The organism is Winslowiella arboricola (assembly GCF_025527015.1).
GTDB classification, from domain to species: Bacteria; Pseudomonadota; Gammaproteobacteria; order Enterobacterales; family Enterobacteriaceae; genus Erwinia; species Erwinia arboricola.
The window spans coordinates 280295-304347 of the sequence record NZ_JAODIM010000038.1 but is presented as its reverse complement, the minus strand read 5'-3'; the positions used below and the strand labels follow the sequence as shown (position 1 = coordinate 304347).

The 24053-nt window shown below is 51.2% G+C and carries 22 protein-coding genes; 15 read left to right on the top strand and 7 right to left on the bottom strand.

The genetic code is table 11. The features are described 5' to 3' along the window. The first annotated feature begins 100 nt into the window (after window positions 1-100). From ndk to der, 9 genes are all read left to right on the top strand, one after another. The gene (gene ndk / locus N5923_RS07395) at window positions 101-532 is read left to right on the top strand and encodes a nucleoside-diphosphate kinase (RefSeq protein ID WP_267143268.1); all 432 of its coding nucleotides are present in this window, start codon (window positions 101-103) and stop codon (window positions 530-532) included. A 206-nt stretch (window positions 533-738) separates the two neighbouring features. Continuing rightward, window positions 739-1905, top strand: coding sequence for a bifunctional tRNA (adenosine(37)-C2)-methyltransferase TrmG/ribosomal RNA large subunit methyltransferase RlmN (locus tag N5923_RS07390; protein ID WP_267143269.1), 1167 nt, complete (start codon window positions 739-741; stop codon window positions 1903-1905). Between the two features lie 99 nt (window positions 1906-2004). Continuing rightward, complete coding sequence (gene pilW / locus N5923_RS07385; protein WP_267143270.1) at window positions 2005-2739, top strand: type IV pilus biogenesis/stability protein PilW; 735 nt, start codon at window positions 2005-2007, stop codon at window positions 2737-2739. Next, complete coding sequence (gene rodZ, locus N5923_RS07380; RefSeq protein ID WP_267143271.1) at window positions 2729-3751, top strand: cytoskeleton protein RodZ; 1023 nt, start codon at window positions 2729-2731, stop codon at window positions 3749-3751. The genes pilW and rodZ overlap by 11 nt, the downstream gene beginning before the upstream one ends. Before the next feature lie 40 nt (window positions 3752-3791). Further along, window positions 3792-4913 (top strand): flavodoxin-dependent (E)-4-hydroxy-3-methylbut-2-enyl-diphosphate synthase, encoded by a 1122-nt coding sequence (gene ispG, locus N5923_RS07375; protein ID WP_017803181.1) that lies wholly within the window; start codon window positions 3792-3794, stop codon window positions 4911-4913. 166 nt (window positions 4914-5079) lie between these two features. Further along, on the top strand, window positions 5080-6354 hold the full coding sequence (hisS, locus tag N5923_RS07370; RefSeq protein WP_267143272.1) for a histidine--tRNA ligase: 1275 nt from the start codon (window positions 5080-5082) through the stop codon (window positions 6352-6354). A 39-nt stretch (window positions 6355-6393) separates the two neighbouring features. Further along, window positions 6394-7011 (top strand): YfgM family protein, encoded by a 618-nt coding sequence (locus N5923_RS07365; RefSeq protein WP_267143273.1) that lies wholly within the window; start codon window positions 6394-6396, stop codon window positions 7009-7011. Between the two features lie 19 nt (window positions 7012-7030). Then, on the top strand, window positions 7031-8212 hold the full coding sequence (gene bamB / locus N5923_RS07360) for an outer membrane protein assembly factor BamB (RefSeq protein ID WP_267143274.1): 1182 nt from the start codon (window positions 7031-7033) through the stop codon (window positions 8210-8212). 169 nt (window positions 8213-8381) lie between these two features. After that, window positions 8382-9881, top strand: a complete 1500-nt coding sequence (gene der, locus N5923_RS07355; RefSeq protein WP_267143275.1) for a ribosome biogenesis GTPase Der — start codon at window positions 8382-8384, stop codon at window positions 9879-9881. A gap of 61 nt (window positions 9882-9942) precedes the next feature. Here the strand turns inward: der and N5923_RS07350 are convergent, their stop codons facing one another. From N5923_RS07350 to xseA, 3 genes are all read right to left on the bottom strand, one after another. Next, the gene (locus N5923_RS07350; RefSeq protein WP_267143276.1) at window positions 9943-10275 is read right to left on the bottom strand and encodes a protealysin inhibitor emfourin; all 333 of its coding nucleotides are present in this window, start codon (window positions 10273-10275) and stop codon (window positions 9943-9945) included. Beyond that, entirely contained in the window at window positions 10272-11288 is a 1017-nt protein-coding gene (locus N5923_RS07345) for a M4 family metallopeptidase (protein ID WP_267143277.1), read from the bottom strand. The genes N5923_RS07350 and N5923_RS07345 overlap by 4 nt, the downstream gene beginning before the upstream one ends. Before the next feature lie 157 nt (window positions 11289-11445). Next, window positions 11446-12813: an exodeoxyribonuclease VII large subunit gene (gene xseA / locus N5923_RS07340; RefSeq protein WP_267143278.1), complete on the bottom strand. Its 1368-nt coding sequence runs from the start codon at window positions 12811-12813 to the stop codon at window positions 11446-11448. 170 nt (window positions 12814-12983) lie between these two features. Between xseA and guaB the strand changes: the two genes are divergently transcribed. Both guaB and guaA read left to right on the top strand, forming a co-directional pair. Continuing rightward, complete coding sequence (gene guaB, locus N5923_RS07335; RefSeq protein ID WP_267143279.1) at window positions 12984-14450, top strand: IMP dehydrogenase; 1467 nt, start codon at window positions 12984-12986, stop codon at window positions 14448-14450. Between the two features lie 79 nt (window positions 14451-14529). Further along, a complete protein-coding gene (gene guaA / locus N5923_RS07330; protein WP_267143280.1) occupies window positions 14530-16110 on the top strand; it encodes a glutamine-hydrolyzing GMP synthase in 1581 nt (526 codons plus the stop codon). Between the two features lie 354 nt (window positions 16111-16464). Here the strand turns inward: guaA and N5923_RS07325 are convergent, their stop codons facing one another. The 3 genes from N5923_RS07325 to N5923_RS07315 are packed head-to-tail and all read right to left on the bottom strand — an operon-like array spanning window position 16465 to window position 17788. After that, window positions 16465-17079: a Shedu immune nuclease family protein gene (locus N5923_RS07325; protein WP_267143281.1), complete on the bottom strand. Its 615-nt coding sequence runs from the start codon at window positions 17077-17079 to the stop codon at window positions 16465-16467. A gap of 39 nt (window positions 17080-17118) precedes the next feature. Beyond that, window positions 17119-17457 carry an addiction module antidote protein gene (locus N5923_RS07320; RefSeq protein ID WP_267143282.1) on the bottom strand — a complete coding sequence of 113 codons (339 nt, stop codon included), beginning with the start codon at window positions 17455-17457 and terminating at the stop codon, window positions 17119-17121. Between the two features lie 4 nt (window positions 17458-17461). Further along, window positions 17462-17788: a type II toxin-antitoxin system RelE/ParE family toxin gene (locus tag N5923_RS07315; RefSeq protein WP_267143283.1), complete on the bottom strand. Its 327-nt coding sequence runs from the start codon at window positions 17786-17788 to the stop codon at window positions 17462-17464. Window positions 17789-18304: 516 nt separating this feature from the next. On the opposite strand from N5923_RS07315, the gene N5923_RS07310 reads away from it, so the two are divergent. Continuing rightward, on the top strand, window positions 18305-19150 hold the full coding sequence (locus N5923_RS07310; RefSeq protein ID WP_267143284.1) for a DUF3289 family protein: 846 nt from the start codon (window positions 18305-18307) through the stop codon (window positions 19148-19150). After that, window positions 19150-19620 (top strand): DUF943 family protein, encoded by a 471-nt coding sequence (locus tag N5923_RS07305; RefSeq protein WP_267143285.1) that lies wholly within the window; start codon window positions 19150-19152, stop codon window positions 19618-19620. Before N5923_RS07310 ends, N5923_RS07305 begins: the two co-directional genes overlap by 1 nt. A 205-nt stretch (window positions 19621-19825) precedes the next feature. Here the strand turns inward: N5923_RS07305 and N5923_RS07300 are convergent, their stop codons facing one another. Continuing rightward, window positions 19826-20452 carry an SMI1/KNR4 family protein gene (locus N5923_RS07300; protein ID WP_267143286.1) on the bottom strand — a complete coding sequence of 209 codons (627 nt, stop codon included), beginning with the start codon at window positions 20450-20452 and terminating at the stop codon, window positions 19826-19828. 339 nt (window positions 20453-20791) lie between these two features. Here N5923_RS07300 and satP point away from each other — a divergent pair, with 339 nt between their 5' ends. Next, a complete protein-coding gene (gene satP / locus N5923_RS07295) occupies window positions 20792-21358 on the top strand; it encodes an acetate uptake transporter (RefSeq protein ID WP_267143287.1) in 567 nt (188 codons plus the stop codon). 171 nt (window positions 21359-21529) lie between these two features. Then, window positions 21530-23647, top strand: a complete 2118-nt coding sequence (locus N5923_RS07290) for a tetratricopeptide repeat protein (protein ID WP_267143288.1) — start codon at window positions 21530-21532, stop codon at window positions 23645-23647. Window positions 23648-24053: the final 406 nt, after the last annotated feature.

Sequence of the window (24053 nt, the reverse complement as noted above, 5' to 3'; positions counted from 1 at the left end):
CAATAGCTGGCCACGCCCCTATAATCGCCGCCATTTTCTCGGGCCGGAAGCCAGATTTTTTCTCTCCGGCTTAAACTGGAAGTTAATTACAGAGGTCAACATGACAACAGAACGTACTTTTTCCATCGTAAAACCGAACGCGGTGGCAAAAAACGTAATTGGTGCAATCTACAACCGTTTTGAAAGCGCTGGCTTTAAAATTGTTGCGGCTAAAATGCTGCACCTGACCACTGAACAGGCTCAGGGTTTCTACGCAGAGCACGCTGGTCGTCCATTCTTCGATGGCCTGGTTGAATTCATGACCTCAGGTCCGGTAGTGGTGTCTGTGCTGGAAGGTGAAAACGCCGTTCAGCGTCATCGTGACCTGATGGGCGCTACCAACCCGGCAAACGCGCTGGCTGGTACTCTGCGTGCCGATTACGCTGACAGCTTCACCGAAAACGCCACTCACGGTTCTGACTCTGCTGAGTCTGCAGCCCGTGAAATCGCGTACTTCTTCGGCGAAGGCGAAATCTGCCCGCGCACACGTTAATTCGTGTTGGGCTTGCCGTGTGGTAAGCGAAGTTTACAAAATTGTTGCTGCGCTTTATCCCGATAACTGGCATCCCGCTAACGATGTTTGTACAATAATGCGCCCCAGGTGAGCATGCTCATCAGGGGCGCTTCTTTTTTTATCATTCATCCCGACTTATCATTAACTGAACGCCATAACGTGTAATAACGAGGCGAGAGAATATTATGTCAGAACTTATTGTGACGCCGTCGTCCGCAACGCCTGTAGCCGTAAAGCAAAAACAAAAAATCAACCTGCTCGATCTTAATCGCCAGCAAATGCGTGAGTTTTTTAGCTCAATTGGTGAGAAACCTTTCCGCGCCGATCAGGTGATGAAGTGGATTTATCACTACTGCAGCGATGATTTCGATGAGATGACCGACATCAACAAGGTGCTGCGCGGCAAGCTGAAAGAGCTGACCGAAATTCGCGCGCCAGAAGTTGCGGAAGAGATGCGCTCAGCGGATGGCACCATCAAATGGGCGATTCGTGTGGGCGACCAGCTGGTTGAGACCGTCTATATCCCGGAAAAAGACCGCGCCACACTTTGCGTCTCTTCACAGGTAGGTTGTGCGCTGGAATGTACTTTCTGCTCCACCGCGCAGCAGGGCTTTAACCGTAACCTGCGAGTGTCAGAAATTATTGGCCAGGTCTGGCGTGCGGCGAAAATTATCGGCGCAGCGCGTATCACCGGTCAGCGCCCGATCACCAACGTGGTGATGATGGGAATGGGTGAACCCCTGCTGAACCTGAACAACGTCGTTCCGGCGATGGAAATTATGCTGGATGACTTTGGTTTCGGGCTGTCAAAGCGCCGTGTGACCCTGTCGACTTCCGGTGTGGTGCCAGCGCTCGACAAGCTGGGCGATATGATTGATGTTGCGCTGGCGATCTCTCTGCATGCGCCGAATGATAAGATTCGCGATGAAATCGTGCCGATTAACAAGAAATACAATATCGCCACTTTCCTTGCGGCGGTACAACGTTATATTGGCAAATCAAATGCCAATCAGGGCCGCGTGACCATTGAGTATGTGATGCTGGATCATATCAATGACAGTACCGATGATGCCCATGAACTGGCGGCATTGCTGAAAGAGACGCCGTGCAAAATCAACCTGATCCCATGGAACCCCTTCCCGGGAGCGCCCTATGGTCGCAGTTCCAACAGCCGCGTTGACCGTTTTTGCAAGGTGCTGATGGATTATGGTTTTACCACTATCGTGCGCAAAACCCGCGGCGATGATATTGATGCCGCCTGCGGCCAGTTAGCCGGTGATGTGGTTGACCGCACCAAGCGAACGCTGCGCAAAAAAATGGCTGGTGAAGAAATATCTGTGAAAGCGCTCTGAAAGTTGAGATTGAATTGTTTTTTCAGCAATTTCTCTGATGTTGGCTTGCTGTGTTTGGAGTAACATACCAGGCTTCATAACATCAGGGAGAAGTTATGTATGCGTAATGGATTACTGTATGCGTTGCTGAGTGCTTTTCTTGTAAGTGGTTGTGTCACTGACCCGTCGGCAGATGCCTCAGCGCAGACGCGACTTCAGCTGGGTTTAGAATACCTTGCGCGCGGCGATATTGCGGCTGCGCAACGTAATCTGGAACGTGCTGACGCTGCTCTGCCACAGGATTATCGTATGCAGCTGGCCATGGCCCGTCTTTATCAGATGACCGGCGATAACCCTTTGGCGCAATTGCGTTATGATCGGGCGCTAAAGCTTGCACCGTTAAATAGTTTTGTCGTTAACAATTACGGTGCGTTTCTTTGCGGTTTAGGGCAGTATGATGCGGCACAACAGCAGTTTAGCCAGGCACAACGTCTGCCGCAGTCCGGGGCCAGAGCAGATAGCTTTGAGAATGCCGGTTACTGCTATCTGAACGCTGGAGAGCTTGAGCAGGCAAGGCGGTCATTATTGTTGGCGGTTCAGGCCGACGGACAGAAAGGAGCGCCTGTGCTGGCTGAAGCAGAAAAGCGATTTGGAAAGGAAGAACGTGCTGAGGCGCGGCTCTTGTTAGATGTGTATCAACACAGCTTACCTGCTTCGGCAGAGAGCTTGTGGTTAGAGATTCGTTTCGCCGCGTTGGTTAAGCGTAGTGCTGATGTTAAGCGTTATGGCACGCAACTGGCGCGAAATTTTCCACATTCGATACAGCACCAGCATTTTTTAGCTAATGAATACTGAAGCCACTGAAGACAAATCTGCAGTAAATTCCACGGGCCAACGCCTGCGTGCTGCCCGTGAAACAATGGGGCTGACCCAGCAGAATGTTGCTGAGCGTCTGTGCCTGAAACTTTCTACCGTTCGCGATCTTGAGGACGATAAGTCTCCTGCCGATCTCGCATCGACCTTCTTGCGTGGTTATATCCGCTCGTATGCTCGTCTGGTGCATGTGCCGGAAGAAGAGCTGCTGCCCATGATGGCCAAACAGGCACCGGTTCGTGCAGCAAAAGTGGAACCGATGCAGAGCTTCTCACTCGGCAAGCGTCGTAAAAAACGCGATGGCTGGCTGATGATTTTCACCTGGTTGGTACTGTTTGTGGTGGTGGGTCTGACGGGCGCCTGGTGGTGGCAAAATCACAAGGCGGCACAGGATGATCTGGTGTCAATGGCGGACCAGAATTCCGTTGCAGAAGGGGATAACAGTCAGTCTATTCCCCTGACCGACAGCAGCAGCACGGCGAATGACAGTGCGACAGAGTCGCCGGCTACGCCTGCTGACAGCGGTTCTGCCGCAGCGAACAGCAACAATGCGGCGACCAATACCGCGGCGCCGGGTGCTAACGCACCGGCGCCAAACAATGCCGCACCGGCTGCTGATTCTGCCAGTCAGGTAGTATCGCCGAGCCAGGCACCGATCAATAATGCCGCAGCACCTGCGGCTAACGGTCAGGCAACTAACGGTCAGTTGCCTACTGGCAGTGCCGGGGTGAATACCCCGGCAGTTGATCCTAATGCGGTAGTGATGGAATTCAATGCCGATTGCTGGCTGGAAGTCACTGACTCAGCAGGTAAGAAACTGTTCAGTGGCATGCAGCGCGGTGGTGGTAAACTTAGTCTTGCCGGTACTGCACCTTATCGTGTGAAGATTGGTGCGCCGAGCGCAGTACAGATTCAGTATCAGGGTAAGCCTGTTGATCTGAGTCGTTTTATCCGTAGCAACCAGGTTGCTCGCCTGACCATCGGTGCGCAATAACGCATCTTTTTCTGGTCTCGAGTGATTGTGGAGAAAGAATATGCATAACGAAGCACCCATTATCCGTCGCAAATCTACACGTATTTACGTCGGCAAGGTGCCGGTGGGCGATGGCGCTCCTATCGCCGTTCAGTCCATGACCAATACGCGCACTACTGATGTTGCCGCGACGGTCAGTCAAATCAAAGCCCTGGAACGTGTTGGCGCAGATATTGTGCGTATCTCCGTGCCTACCATGGACGCGGCAGAAGCCTTTAAACTGATCAAACAACAAGTTGATGTTCCGCTGGTGGCGGATATCCATTTCGACTATCGCATTGCGCTGAAAGTCGCTGAATATGGCGTTGACTGTCTGCGTATCAATCCGGGAAATATCGGTAACAACGAACGTATCCGCCAGGTGGTGGATTGCGCGCGTGATTACAATATTCCCATTCGTATCGGCGTCAATGCCGGTTCGCTGGAGCGTGATCTGCAGGAAAAGTATGGTGAGCCAACGCCGCAGGCGTTACTGGAATCCGCCATGCGCCATGTTGATCATCTCGATCGCCTTAATTTTGATCAGTTTAAAGTCAGCGTAAAAGCCTCCGACGTGTTTCTTGCCGTTGAGTCTTATCGCTTGCTGGCAAAACAGATCAAGCAGCCACTGCATCTCGGCATTACCGAAGCGGGCGGCGCGCGCGCCGGATCGGTAAAATCGGCGATTGGCCTCGGCCTGCTGCTGGCTGAAGGGATTGGCGATACGCTGCGTATTTCGCTGGCGGCAGATCCGGTCGAGGAAGTGAAAGTCGGCTTTGATATTCTGAAGTCACTGCGCATCCGTTCACGCGGGATTAACTTTATCGCCTGTCCGACCTGTTCACGTCAGGAATTTGATGTGATTGGCACGGTTAATGCCCTTGAACAGCGACTGGAAGATATCATCACGCCGATGGATATTTCGATTATCGGCTGTGTGGTCAATGGTCCGGGCGAAGCGCTGGTCTCCACTCTTGGCGTCACCGGCAGCAATAAGAAAAGCGGCTTCTATGAAGATGGCGTGCGTCTGCGCGAACGTCTGGATAACGACGATATGATCGATCAGCTGGAAGCGCGTATCCGCGCCAAAGCCTCGATGCTCGACGCCAGTCAGCGTATCGACGTGCAGCAGGTCGAAAAATAATCATTAGCCACAGCCGGCCTGTCGAAAGATGACGGTCAGGTCAAAGAGAGCCTGTTCGGTGCCTTCCTCATGGGTTAAGATGCCGGTCAGGTTCTTTTTTTTGTATTTAAGCTACTGACAAAGCGACGCCAGCGTCGATTCAGAAGTCAATTTAGAGAGACAATAAGTGGCAAAGAATATTCAAGCTATCCGCGGCATGAACGATTATCTGCCTGCTGAAACCGTGGTTTGGCAGCGCATTGAGGGCATCCTGAAGCAGGTGCTGGCCGGTTATGGTTACAGCGAAATTCGTTTGCCGATTGTAGAGCAGACCCCATTATTCAAACGCGCTATCGGCGAAGTGACCGACGTGGTTGAGAAAGAGATGTATACCTTCGAAGACCGCAACGGTGAAAGCCTGACGCTGCGTCCGGAAGGCACGGCGGGCTGTGTACGCGCCGGTATCGAACATGGTCTGCTGTACAATCAGGAACAGCGTATGTGGTACATCGGTCCGATGTTCCGCTACGAACGTCCGCAGAAAGGGCGCTATCGTCAGTTCCATCAGCTGGGTGTCGAAGTGTTTGGCCTGCAGGGGCCGGACGTCGATGCCGAACTGATTCTGCTGAGCGCCCGCTGGTGGAGAGCGCTGGGTATCGCGGAGCATGTGACGCTGGAGCTGAACTCCATTGGTTCGCTGGAAGCGCGTGCTAACTACCGTGATGCGCTGGTGGCCTTCCTTGAGCAGCATAAAGAGGTGCTGGATGAGGATTGTAAACGCCGGATGTACAGCAATCCGCTGCGCGTGCTGGACAGCAAAAATCCTGATGTGCAGCAACTGCTGAATGACGCACCGGCATTAGGTGATTACCTGGATGACGAGTCGCGCGAACATTTCGCTGGTCTGTGCGCCATTCTTGATGACGCCGGTATTGCCTATCGCATCAATCAGCGCCTGGTGCGCGGCCTCGATTATTATAATCGTACGGTGTTTGAGTGGGTGACCACCAGCCTTGGCGCGCAGGGTACCGTCTGTGCCGGCGGTCGTTATGATGGTCTGGTTGAACAGCTGGGCGGACGTGCGACGCCAGCCGTCGGTTTCGCCATGGGACTCGAGCGTTTAGTATTGCTGGTTCAGGCAGTTAATCCAGAATTTGAACCGACGCGCATTGTTGATGTCTATGTTATCGCTTCCGGTCAGGGCGTGCAGTCCGCAGCGATGCTGCTGGCAGAAAAGCTGCGTGATGCGTTGCCTGAGCTGAAGCTGATGACCAACTATGGCGGCGGCAACTTTAAGAAGCAGTTTGCCCGTGCCGATAAGTGGGGCGCTCGCGTTGCACTGGTGGTGGGTGAAGATGAAGTGAAAGCGGGCCAGGTGGTGATTAAAGATCTGCGCACCGGTGAACAGCAAACGCTGGCGCAGAGTGATGCGGCAGCTACGCTCACGGCGCTTTTGCAATAATTTCGGTGCAGCAGGACATAAGTTAAGGAGAAGGATTGCGTGGAAGTCTATAGCAACGATAACGAACAGGTTGATGCACTCCGTCGTTTCTTTGCCAACAATGGCAAAGCGTTGGTGGTCGGCGTCGTTTTAGGCGTTGGTGCTCTGGTGGGCTGGCGTTACTGGGGCAGCCATCAGGATGGTAATGCAAAAGTGACTTCTGCTGCTTATCAGCAGGTGACTACCGCCCTTGATGCCAGCAAACCGGATACCCTGGCGGCGGCCAGCAAATTTGCCAGTGAAAACAACAATACCTACGGTGCATTAGCGTCACTGGATCTGGCTAAAAAGTTCGTTGATAAAAACGAACTGGATAAAGCCGCAGCGCAATTACAGACCGGCCTGAAAGCGACGCAGGATGCCAATCTGCAGGCGGTTCTGAACCTGCGTCTGGCACGTATTCAGTTGCAGCAGAAGAAAACGGATGACGCGCTGAAGACCCTCGACAGCGTGAAAGGCGATGGCTGGGTAGCGATTATTGCTGATATTCGTGGCGAAGCGTTGTTAAGTAAAGGCGATATGCAGGGTGCGCGTGATGCATGGAGCAAAGGTATTGCTTCCGATGCTTCTCCCGCGCTGAAAGAAATGATGCAGATGAAAATGAATAACTTAGGTTAAGCCATTCAAGAGAGAGCGCATGGAATTACGTAAATACCTGCTGCCCGGGCTGATTTCAGTCACGTTACTCAGCGGTTGTTCGCTGTTCAGCGGCGAAGAAGATGTAGTAAAAATGGCCCCGTTGCCAACAGTTGAAAATCAGTTCACACCAGAAAAAGTGTGGAGTACTTCAGTTGGTGATGGCATTGGTGACTTCTATTCCAATCTGCATCCCGCATGGCAGGACAGCACTGTATTCGCCGCCGATCGTCATGGTGTGGTGAAAGCGCTTGATGCTGCGGATGGCAAAGAGAAGTGGAAAGTCGATCTGGCGGAAAAAACCGGATTCTTCTCCAGCAACCGACCTGCACTGCTGTCTGGCGGTGTGACGGCAGGTGGTGAACATATCTATATCGGCAGTGAACGTGCGCAGGTTTATGCACTGAACAGCGCCGATGGCAGCGTTGCCTGGCAGACCAAAGTGGCTGGCGAAGCGCTGTCACGTCCGGTCGTCAGCGATGGTTTAGTGCTGATTCATACCAGCAACGGCATGTTGCAGGGACTGGATCAGGCGAGTGGGGCAATTAAGTGGTCGGTGAACCTCGACATGCCAGCCCTCTCCCTGCGCGGCGAATCTGCCCCTACCACGGCGTTTGGCGCCGCGATTGTTGGCGGTGATAATGGCCGCGTCAGTGCGGTGATGATGAATCAGGGCCAGCTAATTTGGCAGCAGCGTATTTCGCAGCCAAGTGGTGCTACTGAGATTGATCGCCTGAGTGATGTCGATACCACGCCTGTAGTGGTCAACGGTGTGGTTTACGCGCTGGCTTATAACGGCAACCTGACGGCGCTGGATCTGCGTTCTGGCCAGATTATGTGGAAACGCGAAATCGGTTCCGTTAACGATATGATTGTTGATGGCGGCCGTATCTACCTGGTTGATCAGGATGACCGTGTGATTGCGCTGAGTGCTGACGGTGGCGTGTCCATCTGGCGTCAAAGCGATCTGCTGCATCGTAATCTGACCTCGCCGGTGCTGTATAACGGTTATATCGTGGTTGGCGACAGTGAAGGTTACCTGCACTGGCTGAACACCGATGATGGTCGTTTTGTCGCCCAGCAGAAAGTGGACAGCTCCGGTCTGCAAACTGAGCCGGTGGTGGCCAGTGATAAGTTATTGATTCAGGCTAAAAATGGTGAGGTTTACGCGTTTACGCGTTAATTTTCCGGTCTGAAATGCAATGTTCCAGCGGCTCCTGATGATCTCAGGGGCCGTTTCGTTTTTTCTGAGCGGGCGTGTTATCCTTAGCGCCTTCAGCCTGACCAGAACGGTTTATTCCGTTTATAATAATGCATCGTCAGGCATTTAATTTGAGTAATGAGGCTTCAATATGGTACCTGTGGTCGCGCTGGTTGGGCGTCCCAATGTGGGCAAATCTACCTTATTTAACCGTTTAACGCATACGCGAGATGCGCTGGTGGCGGATTTCCCCGGGCTGACACGCGATCGCAAGTACGGTCGTGCCGAAGTAGAAGGGCGCGAATTTATTGCGATTGATACCGGTGGTATCGATGGTAACGAAGAGGGCGTTGAAACCCGCATGGCGGCGCAGTCACTGCTGGCGATTGAAGAAGCCGATGTCGTGCTGTTTCTGGTCGATGCCCGTGCTGGCCTGATGGCTGCCGATATCGCGATTGCAAAACATCTGCGATCGCGCCAGAAAGCGACCTTCCTGGTCGCCAATAAAACCGATGGTCTCGATGCGGATTCCGCAGTGGGTGATTTCTATTCGCTGGGCTTAGGTGAAGTTCATGCGATTGCCGCTTCCCACGGTCGTGGGGTGACCAGCCTGCTGGAAACCGCACTGCTGCCATGGATGGAAGTGGTCGATCCTAAAGTGCTGAGCGAAGAAGAAGAGAACGAAGCCTACTGGGCGGCGCTGGCAGCGAAAGAGCGCGGCGAAGACCCCGATGCACCGCCGGAAGAAGTAGAGGATGATTTTAATCCGCTGGATCTGCCGATTAAGCTGGCGATTGTTGGCCGTCCTAACGTTGGTAAGTCCACACTAACTAACCGCATCCTCGGCGAGGATCGTGTGGTGGTGTATGACATGCCGGGCACCACGCGTGACAGCATCTATATCCCGATGCAGCGCGACGAGCGCGAATATATTCTGATCGATACCGCTGGCGTGCGTAAGCGCGCCAAAATTAGCGATACCGTTGAGAAGTTCTCGGTAATTAAAACCCTGCAGGCGATTGAAGACGCCAACGTGGTGATGCTGGTAATCGATGCCCGTGAAGGTATTTCCGACCAGGATCTCTCGCTGCTCGGCTTTATCCTGAATAGTGGGCGCTCACTGGTGATCGTGGTCAACAAGTGGGATGGCCTGTCGCAGGAAGTGCGTGACGAAGTGAAAGAGACGCTGGACTTCCGTCTGGGCTTTATTGATTTTGCACGCATTCACTTTATCTCTGCGCTGCATGGTAGCGGTGTGGGTAACCTGTTTGAGTCAGTCACTGAAGCGTATGACTGCTCTACCCGCCGTATCAACACCTCGATGCTGACGCGCATTATGACCATGGCGGAAGAAGATCATCAGCCGCCGCTGGTGCGTGGACGTCGCGTGAAGCTGAAATATGCTCATGCCGGTGGTTATAACCCGCCAATCGTGGTGATTCACGGCAACCAGGTAAAAGACCTGCCGGATTCCTACAAGCGTTATCTGATGAACTACTTCCGTCGTTCACTTAACGTGATGGGCACACCGATCCGTATCCAGTTTAAAGAGGGTGATAACCCGTTTGCCGGTAAACGTAACCTGCTGACGCCAAATCAGCAGCGTAAACGTAAGCGTCTGATGTCGCATCTGAAGAAAGGCAAGAAGTAAGCCTTGCAGCAAACGGGAGCCTGAACAGGCTCCCGTTTGTTATGCAGGGCAGGGTAAGCGTTCACTCACCGTCACGCCAGAGCATTTCCAGCTCTGGCGGCGCGGCGCTTTCAGGGATCAGAATAATAATATCGCCACTGCTTTGATGGGTGCTGTAACTGATTTGCAGGCGATAATAACGCTGATCGCCGCGTCCGGCAGAGCAGGCAGGACCGGCCGGCTCGCCCTGCGCCAGCGCCTTGCGCAGAATATCGCAAACACGCTCGCGCTGCGGGCTGGCAAGCTGGGCCAGCGCAATACGCCGCTGCGCTGCCAGTTTCGGCAGATAAGCAAAACCGCCTTCACGCGCCAGTTCGATTACTGCGTCATCGCTCAGTTCAGGCAGCGGGTTCATGGCACTACGCCTGTCTGTTTCCAGGCCTTTTCAATAGCCTGCGCCACCGACTTATCAAATCGCTGCTGGCCATGCAGGATGGTGAACTGTGCAAAGGTGGCGAAATCGGCATCCTGCGGCAGGGCTTTATCACACACCGTATCATACCAGGCATAGCCAGCCTGCTCCCAGCTGTGGCCACCCAGCGCTTTTGCCGCCAGATAAAACGCGCGATTCGGGATGCCGGAATTAAGATGCACGCCGCCATTGTCCTCGCGAGTGGTGATATAGTCACGCATATGGCCGGGTTGCGGATCTTTGCCGAGCATCGGATCGTTGTAAGCGCTGCCCGGTTCTGACATCGAACGCAAACCGCGTCCCTTGATCCCCTCCGCCAGTAACTTTTCACCGATAATCCAGTCGGCCTGATCGGCATTCTGTTGCAGATGGAACTGTTTCACCATCGAACCGAAAACATCAGACAACGATTCGTTTAGCGCTCCCGCCTGTGAAAAGTAGATCAGACCGGCTTCCGTTTCTGTCACGCCGTGGGCCAGCTCATGCGCCACCACATCAATAGCGATGGTAAAACGGTTAAATATCTCGCCGTCACCGTCACCAAAAACCATCTGTTGCCCGTTCCAGAAGGCATTCTGGTACTCCTTACCATAGTGCACGCTGCCCATCAGAGTTAATCCCTGATTATCCAGCGAGTTGCGCTGATAAGCCTGCCAGAAAAAGTCATAGGTAACGCCAAGGTAGTTCCACGCTTCTTCTGCCGCGATATCACCGTTTGCCGCTTGTCCTTCGCTGCGGATCAGCTTGCCGGGCAGATTTTGCTGCTGCTGTGCATCATAGATTTCGCGGTCGACCTGACCGGCAGTGGCTTTTTGCGGGGCAACCGGTTTTTGCCAGTTTTCCGCCATCAGTGCCTGCACATGCGTCAGGGTATGTCGGGCATGGAGCTGTTGCTGTCCGGAGCCGTGGTCAATGATGTTGCGCAGAATATAGGGTGGGATAACAGCATTAGACATTCTTACTCCCTTACGGTTGGTAAGTGTCCGCAAAGTATAGTTTGGATCAGCGTCTGATGCCGGGAAGTTGCACGGTGACTGCTGTCATGGCAGGAGCCGAAAACGGTTCCTGCTGGACAGGTCAACATAGCGGCGACGTTCTCGCCACCTGTCGGGGTCAGCTATGGCGACGGGATTTTTTTAAAGCAGTGATTTCAGTGACCTGACTTTTAACCCAGCCATCATCAAGGCGAGTTTTTAGGGTGTCGCCGGGGTGTAGCTGTTTCGTTTTTTTCACCACTTTACCGTCGGCGGCGGTGGTGACGCTGAAACCGCGCGCCAGCGTCGCCAGCGGACTGACGCCTTCAAGCTGGGCTGCGAGGTTGCCAAATCGCTGTTTATCACGATTAAGCTGGTTATGCATCCCCTGTTGCAGGCAATAGTGCCACTGTTGCAGTTGTTGTTGCGCACGATGGATGCGCCCCTGCGGCTGATATGCCATCAGACGCTGCTCAGTGCGTTCCTGAAGGCGCGTGGCATGACGCAGGCGAAACTGTATGGCATCGTCCAGACGCCGCTGTAGCCTGAACAGGGCGGTCTGCTGACGTGCCAGGCGTAACTGTGGATGCTGCTGTTGCAGGCGATGGTGCAGTTTGCTGAAGCTGCGCTGCTTTTGCGCCAGATAATAATCCATCGCCATCTCCATCCGCTGCTGTTGCGATTGCAGCTGACGTAACAGTTCGATCTGGTTACGGCTGACCAGTTCGGCAGCAGCAGAAGGCGTTGGCGCGCGCAGGTCAGCGACAAAGTCGGCGATGGTGACATCGGTTTCATGACCGACGGCGCTGACAATCGGAATGCGGCTGGCAAAAATGGCGCGCGCCACCCGTTCGTCATTAAAACTCCACAGATCTTCCAGCGAACCGCCGCCGCGTCCGACAATCAGCACATCGCACTCGTCGCGCAAATTGGCCAGCTCAATGGCGCGCACGATGCTGGCTGGCGCATCCACTCCCTGAACCGGAGTCGGGTAGATCACCACCGGCAGCGAAGGGTCACGGCGATGCAATACGCGCAGCACATCGTGCAGCGCGGCGCCAGTGGCCGAGGTAATCACGCCAACCTGACGCGCCGGATCGGGTAATGGTTGTTTAAACTGCTGATCGAACAACCCTTCGGCCGCCAGCCGCTGTTTCATCTGCTCAAATTGCTGTTGCAGCAGACCATCACCTGCGGGCTGCATGCTTTCGGCGATCAGCTGATAGTCGCCACGCGGTTCATACAGGGTAATAGTGGCGCGTACTAAAATTTGCTGACCATTTTGCGGGCGGAAGGTGACGCGTCGGTTACTGTTACGGAACATTGCGCAGCGAACCTGAGCGGTTTCGTCTTTCAGCGTAAAGTACCAGTGACCGGAAGAGGGCTGGGAAAAATTGGAGATCTCCGCGCTCAGCCAGATTTGTCCCATCTCCATTTCCAGCAGCTTGCGCACTGTGGTATTGAGACGGCTTACGGTAAAAATATTTGCTGTTGGCGGTAGCGACATGTGACGGAGATCAAACTTTTAAATCAGAGGGTTAATCCGTCGATACTACATTGCTGGTACAAGGGATCAAGAGTTTTTGTTAAATAAAGCTGGAGGCAATCGATTACGCTCTGTATAATGCCGCGGCAATATTTTATCTGTTCTCATTCACCCCAGGTTGAGATATTGCCATGCTAAGAATCGCGAAAGAAGCACTCACATTTGACGACGTTTTACTCGTTCCTGCACACTCTGATGTCCTGCCAAACACGGCGGATCTCAGTACCCAGCTGACAAAATCCATCCGTCTGAATATTCCTATGCTGTCCGCTGCTATGGACACCGTTACCGAAGCACGTCTGGCCATTGCGCTGGCGCAGGAAGGCGGCCTCGGCTTTATTCACAAAAACATGCCCATCGAGCGCCAGGCGGAAGAAGTTCGCAAGGTGAAGAAACATGAGAGCGGCGTGGTGACCGATCCACAAACCGTTCTGCCTGGCACCCCTCTGAGCGACGTTAAGGCGCTGACCGAACGTAACGGCTTTGCCGGCTACCCGGTGGTTAACGGCGCTAACGAACTGGTCGGTATTATTACCGGTCGTGACGTGCGTTTTGTGACTGATTTGAGCCTGCCGGTTTCTGCGGTGATGACGCCGAAAGAGCGTCTGGTCACGGTAAAAGAAGGTGAAGCGCGCGAAGTTGTGCTGCAGAAAATGCACGAAAAACGCGTTGAAAAAGCGCTGGTAGTGGATGAAAGTTTCCACTTGCTGGGTATGATCACCGTTAAAGATTTCCAGAAAGCCGAACGTAAACCTAACGCCTGTAAAGACGAGCATGGCCGTCTGCGCGTCGGTGCGGCAGTTGGTGCTGGTGCCGGTAACGAAGAGCGCGTTGATGCGCTGGTGGCTGCGGGCGTTGACGTTCTGCTGATCGACTCCTCTCATGGTCATTCCGAAGGCGTACTGCAACGTATTCGCGATACCCGTGCCAAATATCCTGATCTGCAAATCGTTGGCGGTAACGTGGCGACCGGCGCGGGCGCTCTGGCGCTGGTTGAAGCCGGTGTCAGCGCAGTGAAAGTGGGTATCGGCCCAGGCTCGATCTGTACTACCCGTATCGTCACTGGCGTGGGTGTGCCGCAGATTACTGCCGTATCCGATGCGGTTGAAGCGCTGGAAGGCACCGGTATTCCGGTTATCGCTGATGGCGGCATCCGTTTCTCTGGTGATATCGCCAAAGCTATCGCTGCGGGCGCATCCTGCGTGATGGTCGGCTCAATGCTGGCGGGTACCGACGAATCTCCAGGTGAAATCGAACTCTATCAGGGTCGTTCATTCAAATCCTATCGCGGTATGGGTTCTCTGGGCGCGATGTCCAAAGGCTCTTCTGACCGTTACTTCCAGACCGATAACGCAGCTGACAAACTGGTGCCGGAAGGTATCGAAGGTCGCGTGGCGTATAAAGGCCTGCTGAAAGAGATCGTTCATCAGCAGATGGGCGGTTTGCGTTCATGTATGGGCCTGACCGGCTGTGGTACTATCGATACCTTGCGCACCAAAGCGGAATTTGTTCGCATCAGTGGCGCCGGCATCTCTGAGAGCCATGTGCATGACGTGACCATCACCAAAGAGTCGCCGAACTACCGTATGGGTTCTTAATCGCGCTTCAGATTCACCGCCCGGCTTTCACCACCGGGCGATTTCATTATCAGTAATACATCGCTCTGGAATAGCCTCAATGACGACGGAAAATATTCATAAACATCGCATTCTGATCCTCGATTTCGGTTCTCAGTATACCCAGCTGGTCGCGCGCCGCGTGCGTGAACTGGGTGTTTATTGTGAGCTTTGGGCGTGGGACGTCACCGAAGAGCAAATTCGTCAGTTTAATCCGAGCGGTATCATTCTGTCCGGTGGCCCGGAAAGTACCACCGAGCACGACAGCCCGCGCGCGCCTGATTATGTCTTTACTGCTGGCGTACCGGTACTGGGTGTGTGTTATGGCATGCAGACCATGGCGATTCAGCTGGGCGGTAAAGTTGAAGGCTCTACCGAGCGTGAATTTGGTTATGCGCAGGTAGAAGTGAAGGTCGCCAGCGCACTGATTCGCGATATCGAAGATGCTATCAGCCCGGCCGGTAAACCGCTGCTGGATGTGTGGATGAGCCACGGTGACAAAGTTACCGCTATCCCGTCCGACTTCGTTACCGTTGCCAGCACTGAAACTTGCCCGTTTGCCATTATGGCCAACGAAGCGAAGCGCTTCTACGGCGTGCAGTTCCACCCGGAAGTCACCCATACCCGTCAGGGTCTGCGGATGCTCGAGCGTTTCATCGTGGATATCTGCGAGTGTGAAGCTCTGTGGACGCCGGCGAAGATTATTGAAGATGCGGTTGAACGTCTGCGTGTGCAGGTTGGCGGCGATAAAGTGATCCTCGGCCTGTCTGGCGGTGTCGATTCATCCGTCACTGCTATGTTGCTGCACCGCGCAATCGGCGACCGTCTGACCTGTGTGTTTGTCGACAACGGCCTGCTGCGTCTGAACGAAGCTGAGCAGGTAATGGAGATGTTTGGTGACCACTTTGGTCTGAACATTATTCATGTCGCGGCTGAAGCGCGTTTCCTTGATGCGCTGGCCGGTATCGATGAGCCAGAAGCGAAGCGTAAAACCATTGGTCGCGTATTTGTCGAAGTGTTCGATGAAGAAGCTATCAAGCTGCAGGATGTGAAGTGGCTGGCGCAGGGCACCATCTATCCTGATGTGATTGAGTCTGCGGCTTCTGCTACCGGCAAAGCACATGTGATCAAGTCACACCATAACGTCGGTGGCCTGCCGAAAGAGATGAAGATGGGCCTGGTTGAGCCGCTGAAAGAGCTGTTCAAAGACGAAGTGCGCAAAATCGGTCTGGAGCTGGGTCTGCCACACAGCATGCTGTTCCGTCATCCGTTCCCGGGGCCGGGTCTGGGCGTACGTGTGCTGGGTGAAGTGAAGAAAGAGTATTGCGATCTGCTGCGTCGTGCTGATGCCATCTTTATCGAAGAGCTGCATAAAGCCGATCTGTACAACAAAGTCAGCCAGGCCTTTACCGTATTCCTGCCAGTGCGTTCGGTTGGCGTAATGGGTGATGGCCGTAAATATGACTGGGTAGTTTCCCTGCGCGCTGTTGAAACCATCGACTTTATGACCGCACACTGGGCGCATCTGCCATATGATTTCCTTGGCCGTGTGTCTAACCGTATTATCAATGAAATCAACGGTATTTCCCGTGTGGTTTATGATATCTCCGGTAAACCGCCGGCGACCATCGAGTGGGAATAAGTTTTCGCTGACTCCTGCTGTGTCATGAAGGCGTAAGTTAAAAGAAACCCTCTGTTTTTACAGAGGGTTTTATGTTTATGGTGGAACATGAAGTTTCAGTGCAGCGCAGGGTTTTTGACGGTATTTCTGACGGTATTTTGGGAGGGCGTATGCTGACTCCACAGCAAGACAAAAGTAGATGTAGAAATAATTTAACGGTACCCATAAGGCGATATTTCAACAAGATATATCGCCACCGATATGCATAATATAAACCAGGGTTTAAAGTCGAAGTATAAAAAAGCATAACCTAATTATTTTCAGGTGGTTAGCTATATTTGACATTTATTATTAAATAAAGTGTTTATATAAAGTTTATGAAGGTTTCGTTAGCTTTTTGAACTCACGCTGAGAATAACGAACGGTTTCAACATAACCAAAGGGTGAATCCTCTCCATCTCCAGGTAAAAAACGATCCATTTCACGCGCCCACCCGTCATAAGTTCGTATATTGATATAATGGCTGGAAGATACTTTCTGAGTCCAGCGCTCCTTTCTTCTTGTATTATTGATTTCGGAGGCTCTGCCATAAATTAAAATCCCTCTGATAACAAAAAATGGAGGGAGATTATAACCTCGTTTTAAGGGGGTTAACGTGTTGCGGAGATTTGTGCAATTGTTTGAACACCAAACAAACCAATCTTCAATTTGCTGGAAAGCATGGTTAAACTCTTGTGTAAAAGAATCATTTTTGTTGAAAATTGGTTTATCGGGTCGTTCAATCTCTACAAGATATAAAAAGGTGGGGCCTGATTGTGGATTAACATATGCAAAATCTGTTTCGTAATCCGAACCAAGACAGAACTTCGATATTAGCGAATTTGCATGTACGAAGTCACTTCCACAGATAGCATGAGGATTTTGCTCAAAAAAATGTTGAATTACTGACTCTGGCGGGTTCGTGTCAGCTAAGGCAACTAATGAGTTCACTTGGTTCTCCTTTGCAAAACGAAAGTAGCAATATATCCCTCACGAGATATGCGCATGAGGAATAAGCCGAACCCCAGCAGCCCGCGTAATCTCAGTAAGCGTAGTGATCGTCGGATTACCGTTCTCAGACAATGTTCTGTAGAGCTGCTGACGGGATAACCCTGACTTTTTGGCTATTTCACCAATCCCGCCACGCGCCTCAACGACACGGCGCAATGCAGTAAGGAAAGCACCGACTCCACCTTCTTCATAAATATCTTCTAATGCGGTCTGAAGATATACCTCTGCGTATTCAGGATTTTCCCGCAGCTCGGCTATCATCGCATCATCGTGGCTAACGGATTTTTTGTTTTTGGAAGATTGAGTGACGATAGTCATGATGTTACTCCTGTTGATAATCCCGCCAGTATTGAACCGCTTTATCTAAATCACTTTTTTGGCCAGATTTGTCGCCACCGGTTAGCAGTAGAATAATTTTATTACCGTCCATCGCGTAGTACACCCGATATCCCGGCCCATAATCGATTCTAAGCTCCCATACCCCATCACGTTCAAACTTATGGTCACCAAAGTTTCCCTTTTCAGCGCGGTCTATTCTGATATCAATTTTGGAAGCTGCGCGAGGATCTTTCTTTCGTAGCTTCTTAATCCACTCCGTGTATGGGACTTTGCCGTTTCCATCCTTGTAACGTTCCGTTATGTACTGCATTGCATCCTCGCGAGTCCATAGTCCTGACTTTATTGTCGTTTGTAAAAGACAAAATTGCAAGCACTGAATGGGCAACACTTATGCACCTGCGCTTTACTCAGCCTGCTGGCAGTTCTGGCTAAAACGGGAAAAGATTCGGCTTAGAAGAGAAGGACAATATTGACGGTAAAACGGGCGGTAAAATCAAAAAATAATTTAATAAAAACATTATTAATCAGATGACTATGACTTCAGTAAACCATCGAGTGGGAATAAGTTTTCGCTGATTCCTGCTGTGTCATGAAGGCGTAAGTTAAAAGAAACCCTCTGTTTTTACAGAGGGTTTTTTGTTTATGGGGATTGATTTTATATCATGCTTTGATGACTGGCCAACCACATCCATATTGCTGAAGGTTTCGATATGATTCTTGCGAGAATGGCCTGAATAAGACTGGTTCAGGAACTAAATCACTTTAAATTGGTGACAGATGAGATAAGCTGATGTGTAAAGGGCTGACCACGGAAGGAGGGCCAGAAATGGGCATATTCTTTTTGCCGCGTCAGGTATACCTGACGCAAAAAAAATTCGATGACACTGATGCTGCCGATATGAAGTGCGGTGACTTATCAGAGGCGAGTCTGCGTAGTATGGGAGTAGTCGCCATATCAACCAGGATTAATCCGTTTACCCTGACTCAATACCCGCGTCCTGTCAGGTTACCTGCGCGTGGTTATAATCCTTATGGCACAATCCTGCCAGGTTCGCAGCCGGAAGGCACGTCGACTACACAGGCAGAATGCTCGCAGATCCTTTTTGATGAAATGAGAGAGTTATCAACACTATTTGCCAGTGGCCGTTATGCGAATTTGATCACACAGATGATTACGCATTTTCAAGATATGAATGGCGCCTCCTTTCGCAGTCTCTCGCTGGATGACGCTTATGAAAGTCTGATCTGGGAACAACGCCATGAAAATCCACTTGGGGCGATTAGAAACGTTGTGAACGAGTATCTGTCGAAAAGCAGAACCATCCGCGATGGTGATTTTTTTGCAAACGATGTGAGAAATGCAATTTCTCAGACAAAACTGCCTAAGTTTAACCGGTTTTCAGATAATTTTAATGGTCTGGGTATAACTGTTCACGATATTCATGCACAAGAAATAACTATCTTATCGTTGGATACTACTCGTTCAGGCTGGCGTGCAACAATTTCATTTAAAGCACAGGATCATTTCGGCCTGGATAATAGCGATATTAGTCAAAATCTGTACCGCCAGTTCCGTTTTTTTCGTATCTGGTTTTTATTACAACGTTATGAGAAGTTCGCATTTAAACCATTCATGACAAATTTCAGCGCACATGTCGAGTCAGAAGGTTGATGATGAATAAAATCATAGTATTATTGGTGGTGGTAATTACTGTCTTGTTAACCTTCTGGAGCATGAAGTCGGTAGAGGTTATTGATGTCCACATGTCTGATGCTGGATACAGTAATATTGTTGTTAGTCACTTACCTTACACGGATAAAAGCAGAATAGAATGGTGGCTTGAAAACCAGAAAGGGTTTGAAGATAAATATAAAATACCTTCCCCATCAAAATATGGTTCTTATAATATAGCTGTGTGGGGTATTGGTGATGGGTATATTAACTTTGAACGGAATTATAAAAAAGATTTATATTGCTTTGGTGATATGAAGGCAGACAAGAATTGCATCGAGAAAAATCTTCTTCTGACGATAAGAAAGGGCGTGGATGGAAAAACAATATTTACTATTGGTATCAATGGTGAAACTTATGTTTTGAATGGTGATGAAATAGTAAAAGTTCAGAAGAATAAGAACTGGTAATTACAGTCTAATGAGTTGTGTATTTATTAAACTATAGTGTCACTCACATTCTATTAATAAGATAATAATTTCAACTATGTTCTACGCAAGGCTGGCAGAACCATTGTTTCTGGGAAATAGTGTCAAAGCACATACGCCTGTCGTTCAGTTCAAACCGGTGCAGGCGCTTATTAGCCAGCGCCCGACTCAGTATCAGTCTGTCAGCTCAATACATCCATTTTTCCACTACGGCATCGCCCAGGCGTTCGCGCAGCAGGTCTTCATTTTCCTCCTCGCCATGGGCTTCGAGCAGGCATTTGAACATCAGTATGTCGAGATACTGACCCACGTCGGTGAATATTTGCGTGAGCATGGGCGAGCAGTCGTGATCGAAGTACCAGACCTCGCCGGTTTCACGATGAAAGCACCATAAGTTGCCGTTGCCAAGATAGTCGCCGAAAACGATCAATTGGTTTACCAGCGCCCATTGCTGCCTGGCGTCGGGGGCATCTTCCAGAATGTCAGTAATGCCGGGATAGCCGTCGTGTAATGATTCAATGCTGGAGCATTTTGCAGGCGTCACGCTGCACAACGTTTCGGCCAGGTTCAGTGTGCCAATTTGTTCGTGATAAGTGCGCAATAACGGGGGAATGGCGCAGCTCAGACGCAGTTCAAGTGCATCTGATTCTTTGGGGGTTACCGGGGTGAAGGAGGCTGGGCTATCCCATAGTGCGAGATAAGCCTGGACGCAGGATCGCCACCAGTCCAGCCGTGCTTTGTCATCGGTAAATTCTGGCCATGCCAATGGCGGGAGTTCGCTGGCAGGCTCAGGTTGGTTGTTATTTGAATTCATATCTGACTTTGGCCTCAAGATTACCCGGTTTTGCTGCCGATAAAGCCCACCGTCAGCACCCAATGGAAGATAAAGATAACCTACTGCATTGGTAAGACAGAACAATTTATCAAATCTCGCTGGAAAGTTTGTGTAACGCCGACGCACAGTGGCAATCAATAAAGAACAGACCCGCCCCAATTGCCCTCATCAAATCTGAAAGGATAAAAATTTTTTTATCTCACCCACCTTCAGATCAAAGACGCTGTTGATAGCTCTGATTATGATTTCGCGCCCCGCCAGGTAAAGCTGGCGTGGGTTTAACTATTTCAGCATATCAATGATGATTTTTGAGGACTTATGGGCAGCACTAAATTAGCTAACCCGGCTCCGCTGGGTCTGATGGGTTTTGGCATGACCACAATTCTGCTAAACCTGCACAACATCGGTTTTTTCCCGATGGATAGCATTATCCTGGCAATGGGCATTTTCTACGGCGGTATCGCACAAATCTTTGCGGGCCTGCTGGAATATAAAAAAGGTAACACCTTCGGTTTAACTGCTTTTACTTCGTATGGTTGTTTCTGGCTGACACTGGTCGCGATTCTGCTGATGCCGAAAATGGGTCTGACGGATGCTGCAAACGCACACTTTCTCGGCGTTTACCTTGGCCTGTGGGGAGTATTTACCTTGTTTATGTTCTTCGGCACCCTGGCAGGTAATCGCGCGCTGCAACTGGTGTTCCTGAGCCTGAGCGTACTGTTCGTCCTGCTGGCGATTGGCCATCTGCTGGATAATGAGAATATCGTTCAGGTTGCAGGCTGGGTTGGTATTATCTGCGGCAGTAGCGCGATCTACCTGGCAATGGGTGAAGTGCTCAACGAGCAGTTTGATCGCACCATTCTGCCGGTGGGTGAAAAGCATTAATTCCTTCCTCTCTTGCCTGCGCTCGCAGGCAAGTTTCTCTCTACAGCTCTGTAAAGCCTGACTCACCATTAACGTTTTTTGCTGGTAAGCAGGACTCCGGCAGCTGACTGATATCTGTTGGACCCACATCAGGTTTTATGCCAGATTAATACTTAGTGTTCTGTACGTGCCATGGATTTACACGTCGACCGCTGTAATATTATCAGCCAGAAAATCCCGCCGGATAAGAAGAAAATCACGGACGGGAGAGTCGAGGCTGGCCGCCAGAACTTTATTACCGACTCACTACAAGTGGCCACTACAGCTATGTTCAAACGTATCAAGTCTGCCCTGAGCGGCAAAAAAAATAATCCCGCTGTGACCGCCATTGCTGAGCAAATCCACGCATCAGAATCCCCGGGAACTAATCAGGATATGATTGTTGCCTATGATGCCTGCGGGCAGGAAATTCATATCACCCGTAACCAGTGGCGTGACAACGTTTTCCTGCCCGCGTTGCAGGAAAAGTGGAACAGCGCTGCCGAACTCTGCGATACGATCCTGGCGGGCCTGAATGATGGCTTTTCCGCCGATCTGATCCCGGCCGCCAGTCGCCTGGTTGAGATCGACGAAGATCCCGAGCGCAGCCATGTTATTGAAGGCATTGTGCTGATGAAGAATGGCCAGCTCGCTGCCGCTGAAAGCACGTTGCGTGCGGGCATCGCAAAAGTGGGTGCAACAGGAAGCCTGCTCACTAATCTGGCCAAAGTATTTTCCGAGCGCGGTGAAGAGAGTCGTGCCGACGACACGCTGTGGCAGGCGATACAGACCGATCCAAACCAGGATAATGGCTTGTTGTGGTGGATAAGCATTCAGCAGGAGCGTGGCGGCGATGCGGCTTATCTGGCAGCGCTGCGCACTGTGGCGGCTCTGCCCGGCAGCTGGCGAGCGCAATTATGGCTGGCGCGTCACCATCTGGAACAGAAAGACGTTGAAGCGGCGCGGACGTTATACACCGAAGTTCTGGCCGGTGGCCTGTTTGACGGTAGCTCATTAATGATGATTTCCGGCGACCTCGGCAGAAATGATCAGATCCCGCTGATGATCGAACTGGTTGCACCGGCTTATGACGAGCATAAATATGATCCTATGGCCGGGATTAACTTGCTGCGCGCTTATCAGCAGCTCGGCGATGCCGACGAAGGCGAAAAGCTGCTTGCCCGCATGTATGCGCTGGGTTTCGCGCCAATTAAACAGCATCTTGACCAGTCTGCGCAGGCCTTTCAGCAGATACGCAGGCAAGCCACGCCAAACATCCCTGTCGATCCTGATAAGCTGAATATCAGCACCCTGTCACTGACTCAGCCGATCTGGCATTACGGCTTATGCAAAGCCGACTGGCTGTTTAAACGTAAGCCTGAGGGGGCACAAAGCGTCGGTTTCTTCGCCCTGGGTAAAATTGCGGATGAGGCAGCTGGCGCTGAATCGCAACGCGAAGATGATACTGGACGTATGACACGCGCAATTCCGCTCTATTTTGCCGAAGCGACTCATTACTGGAGCAATTTTGCGACCAGCTGCTATATCCAGCTAGTTGAGGGGGCCGGTCCGGTGGTATCACGCGGTGAGACCGATGGTAACGCGCTTTTTGACATTGTGCCGCCGACAATGAACTATTTTATCACCGGTGAAACAGGCTGCTCTGGTGAAGATAAACAGCGTCAGTGGCAAATATCGTTAACTGTCTGGGACTGCACCACCCGCAGCAAACTGGCGACCGAAAGGGGTCATGCTGCCCATGCAGAGCTCGGCGCGCTGGTACTGAACCTTGAACAACGCTTGCTTGCACATATTGGCCAGCAGCGTGAACAGCCGCTGGATTCGTTCTACCAGCGACCTTCTGGCGAAGCAATGCCGATTTATCTGACCGGGCTGGGACAGGCATTTATACTGACGATGGCCGCAAATGAGCGGATACCGCGCTCCGCGATATGGGGCGAGAGGGCAATGCTTGATTGGCCGCTCAATATGGCTCTACATTGGCCGTCAGTGGAAGTACCGAAGCTGATGTATCTCTCAGGACTGGGCAATGCCTTCGACTATAAATCTGAGGCACTTGCGGAATACCGGGAACGGACTCTTGAGTTGCTGCGCGACGCTGAACGGACGAATAGCCCGGCTGCCCGGCTGGCACCGCTGGTCTGGAAAATATTCGGCATGGATGCCGGGTTAAACGCCAGTCGTCAGAATTCATTGACGGATTCTGACGCAGCCTTTACTGCATGGCTGGAGCGGGTGTCAGGAAAGTAGCAGGGTACAGGCTTAATCAAAAATAAGATTATTTATGATTGAGCCTGTGAAATGCGCCGTAATATCTGCGCTTCAATATACAGAGAGAATTTAATTACATTTTCATACTGAAACGAGAATGTAAAAGTGATTTTCAGTTAATTTAATTTACTTTACAGGATATTATTTCGGTAAATTATTCTGCTTTCTGTGGTATTTTCAGTGTTTCTGCGGGTTTAATATCCTGATTAGTATGATTTCACTTTGAAATTATTATTTGGAAAAGTCACTTATCTTCCTGCTTTAAGTCTCAATTTTCTCATTAAGCTTTAAAGTCGCGTTATTTAAATCGCATAACCGTCACAAAAGTCAAAAAAAACAAACCACCGCGTTGCATCGTGCGCGCAACGCGCTATATGTTAATTTT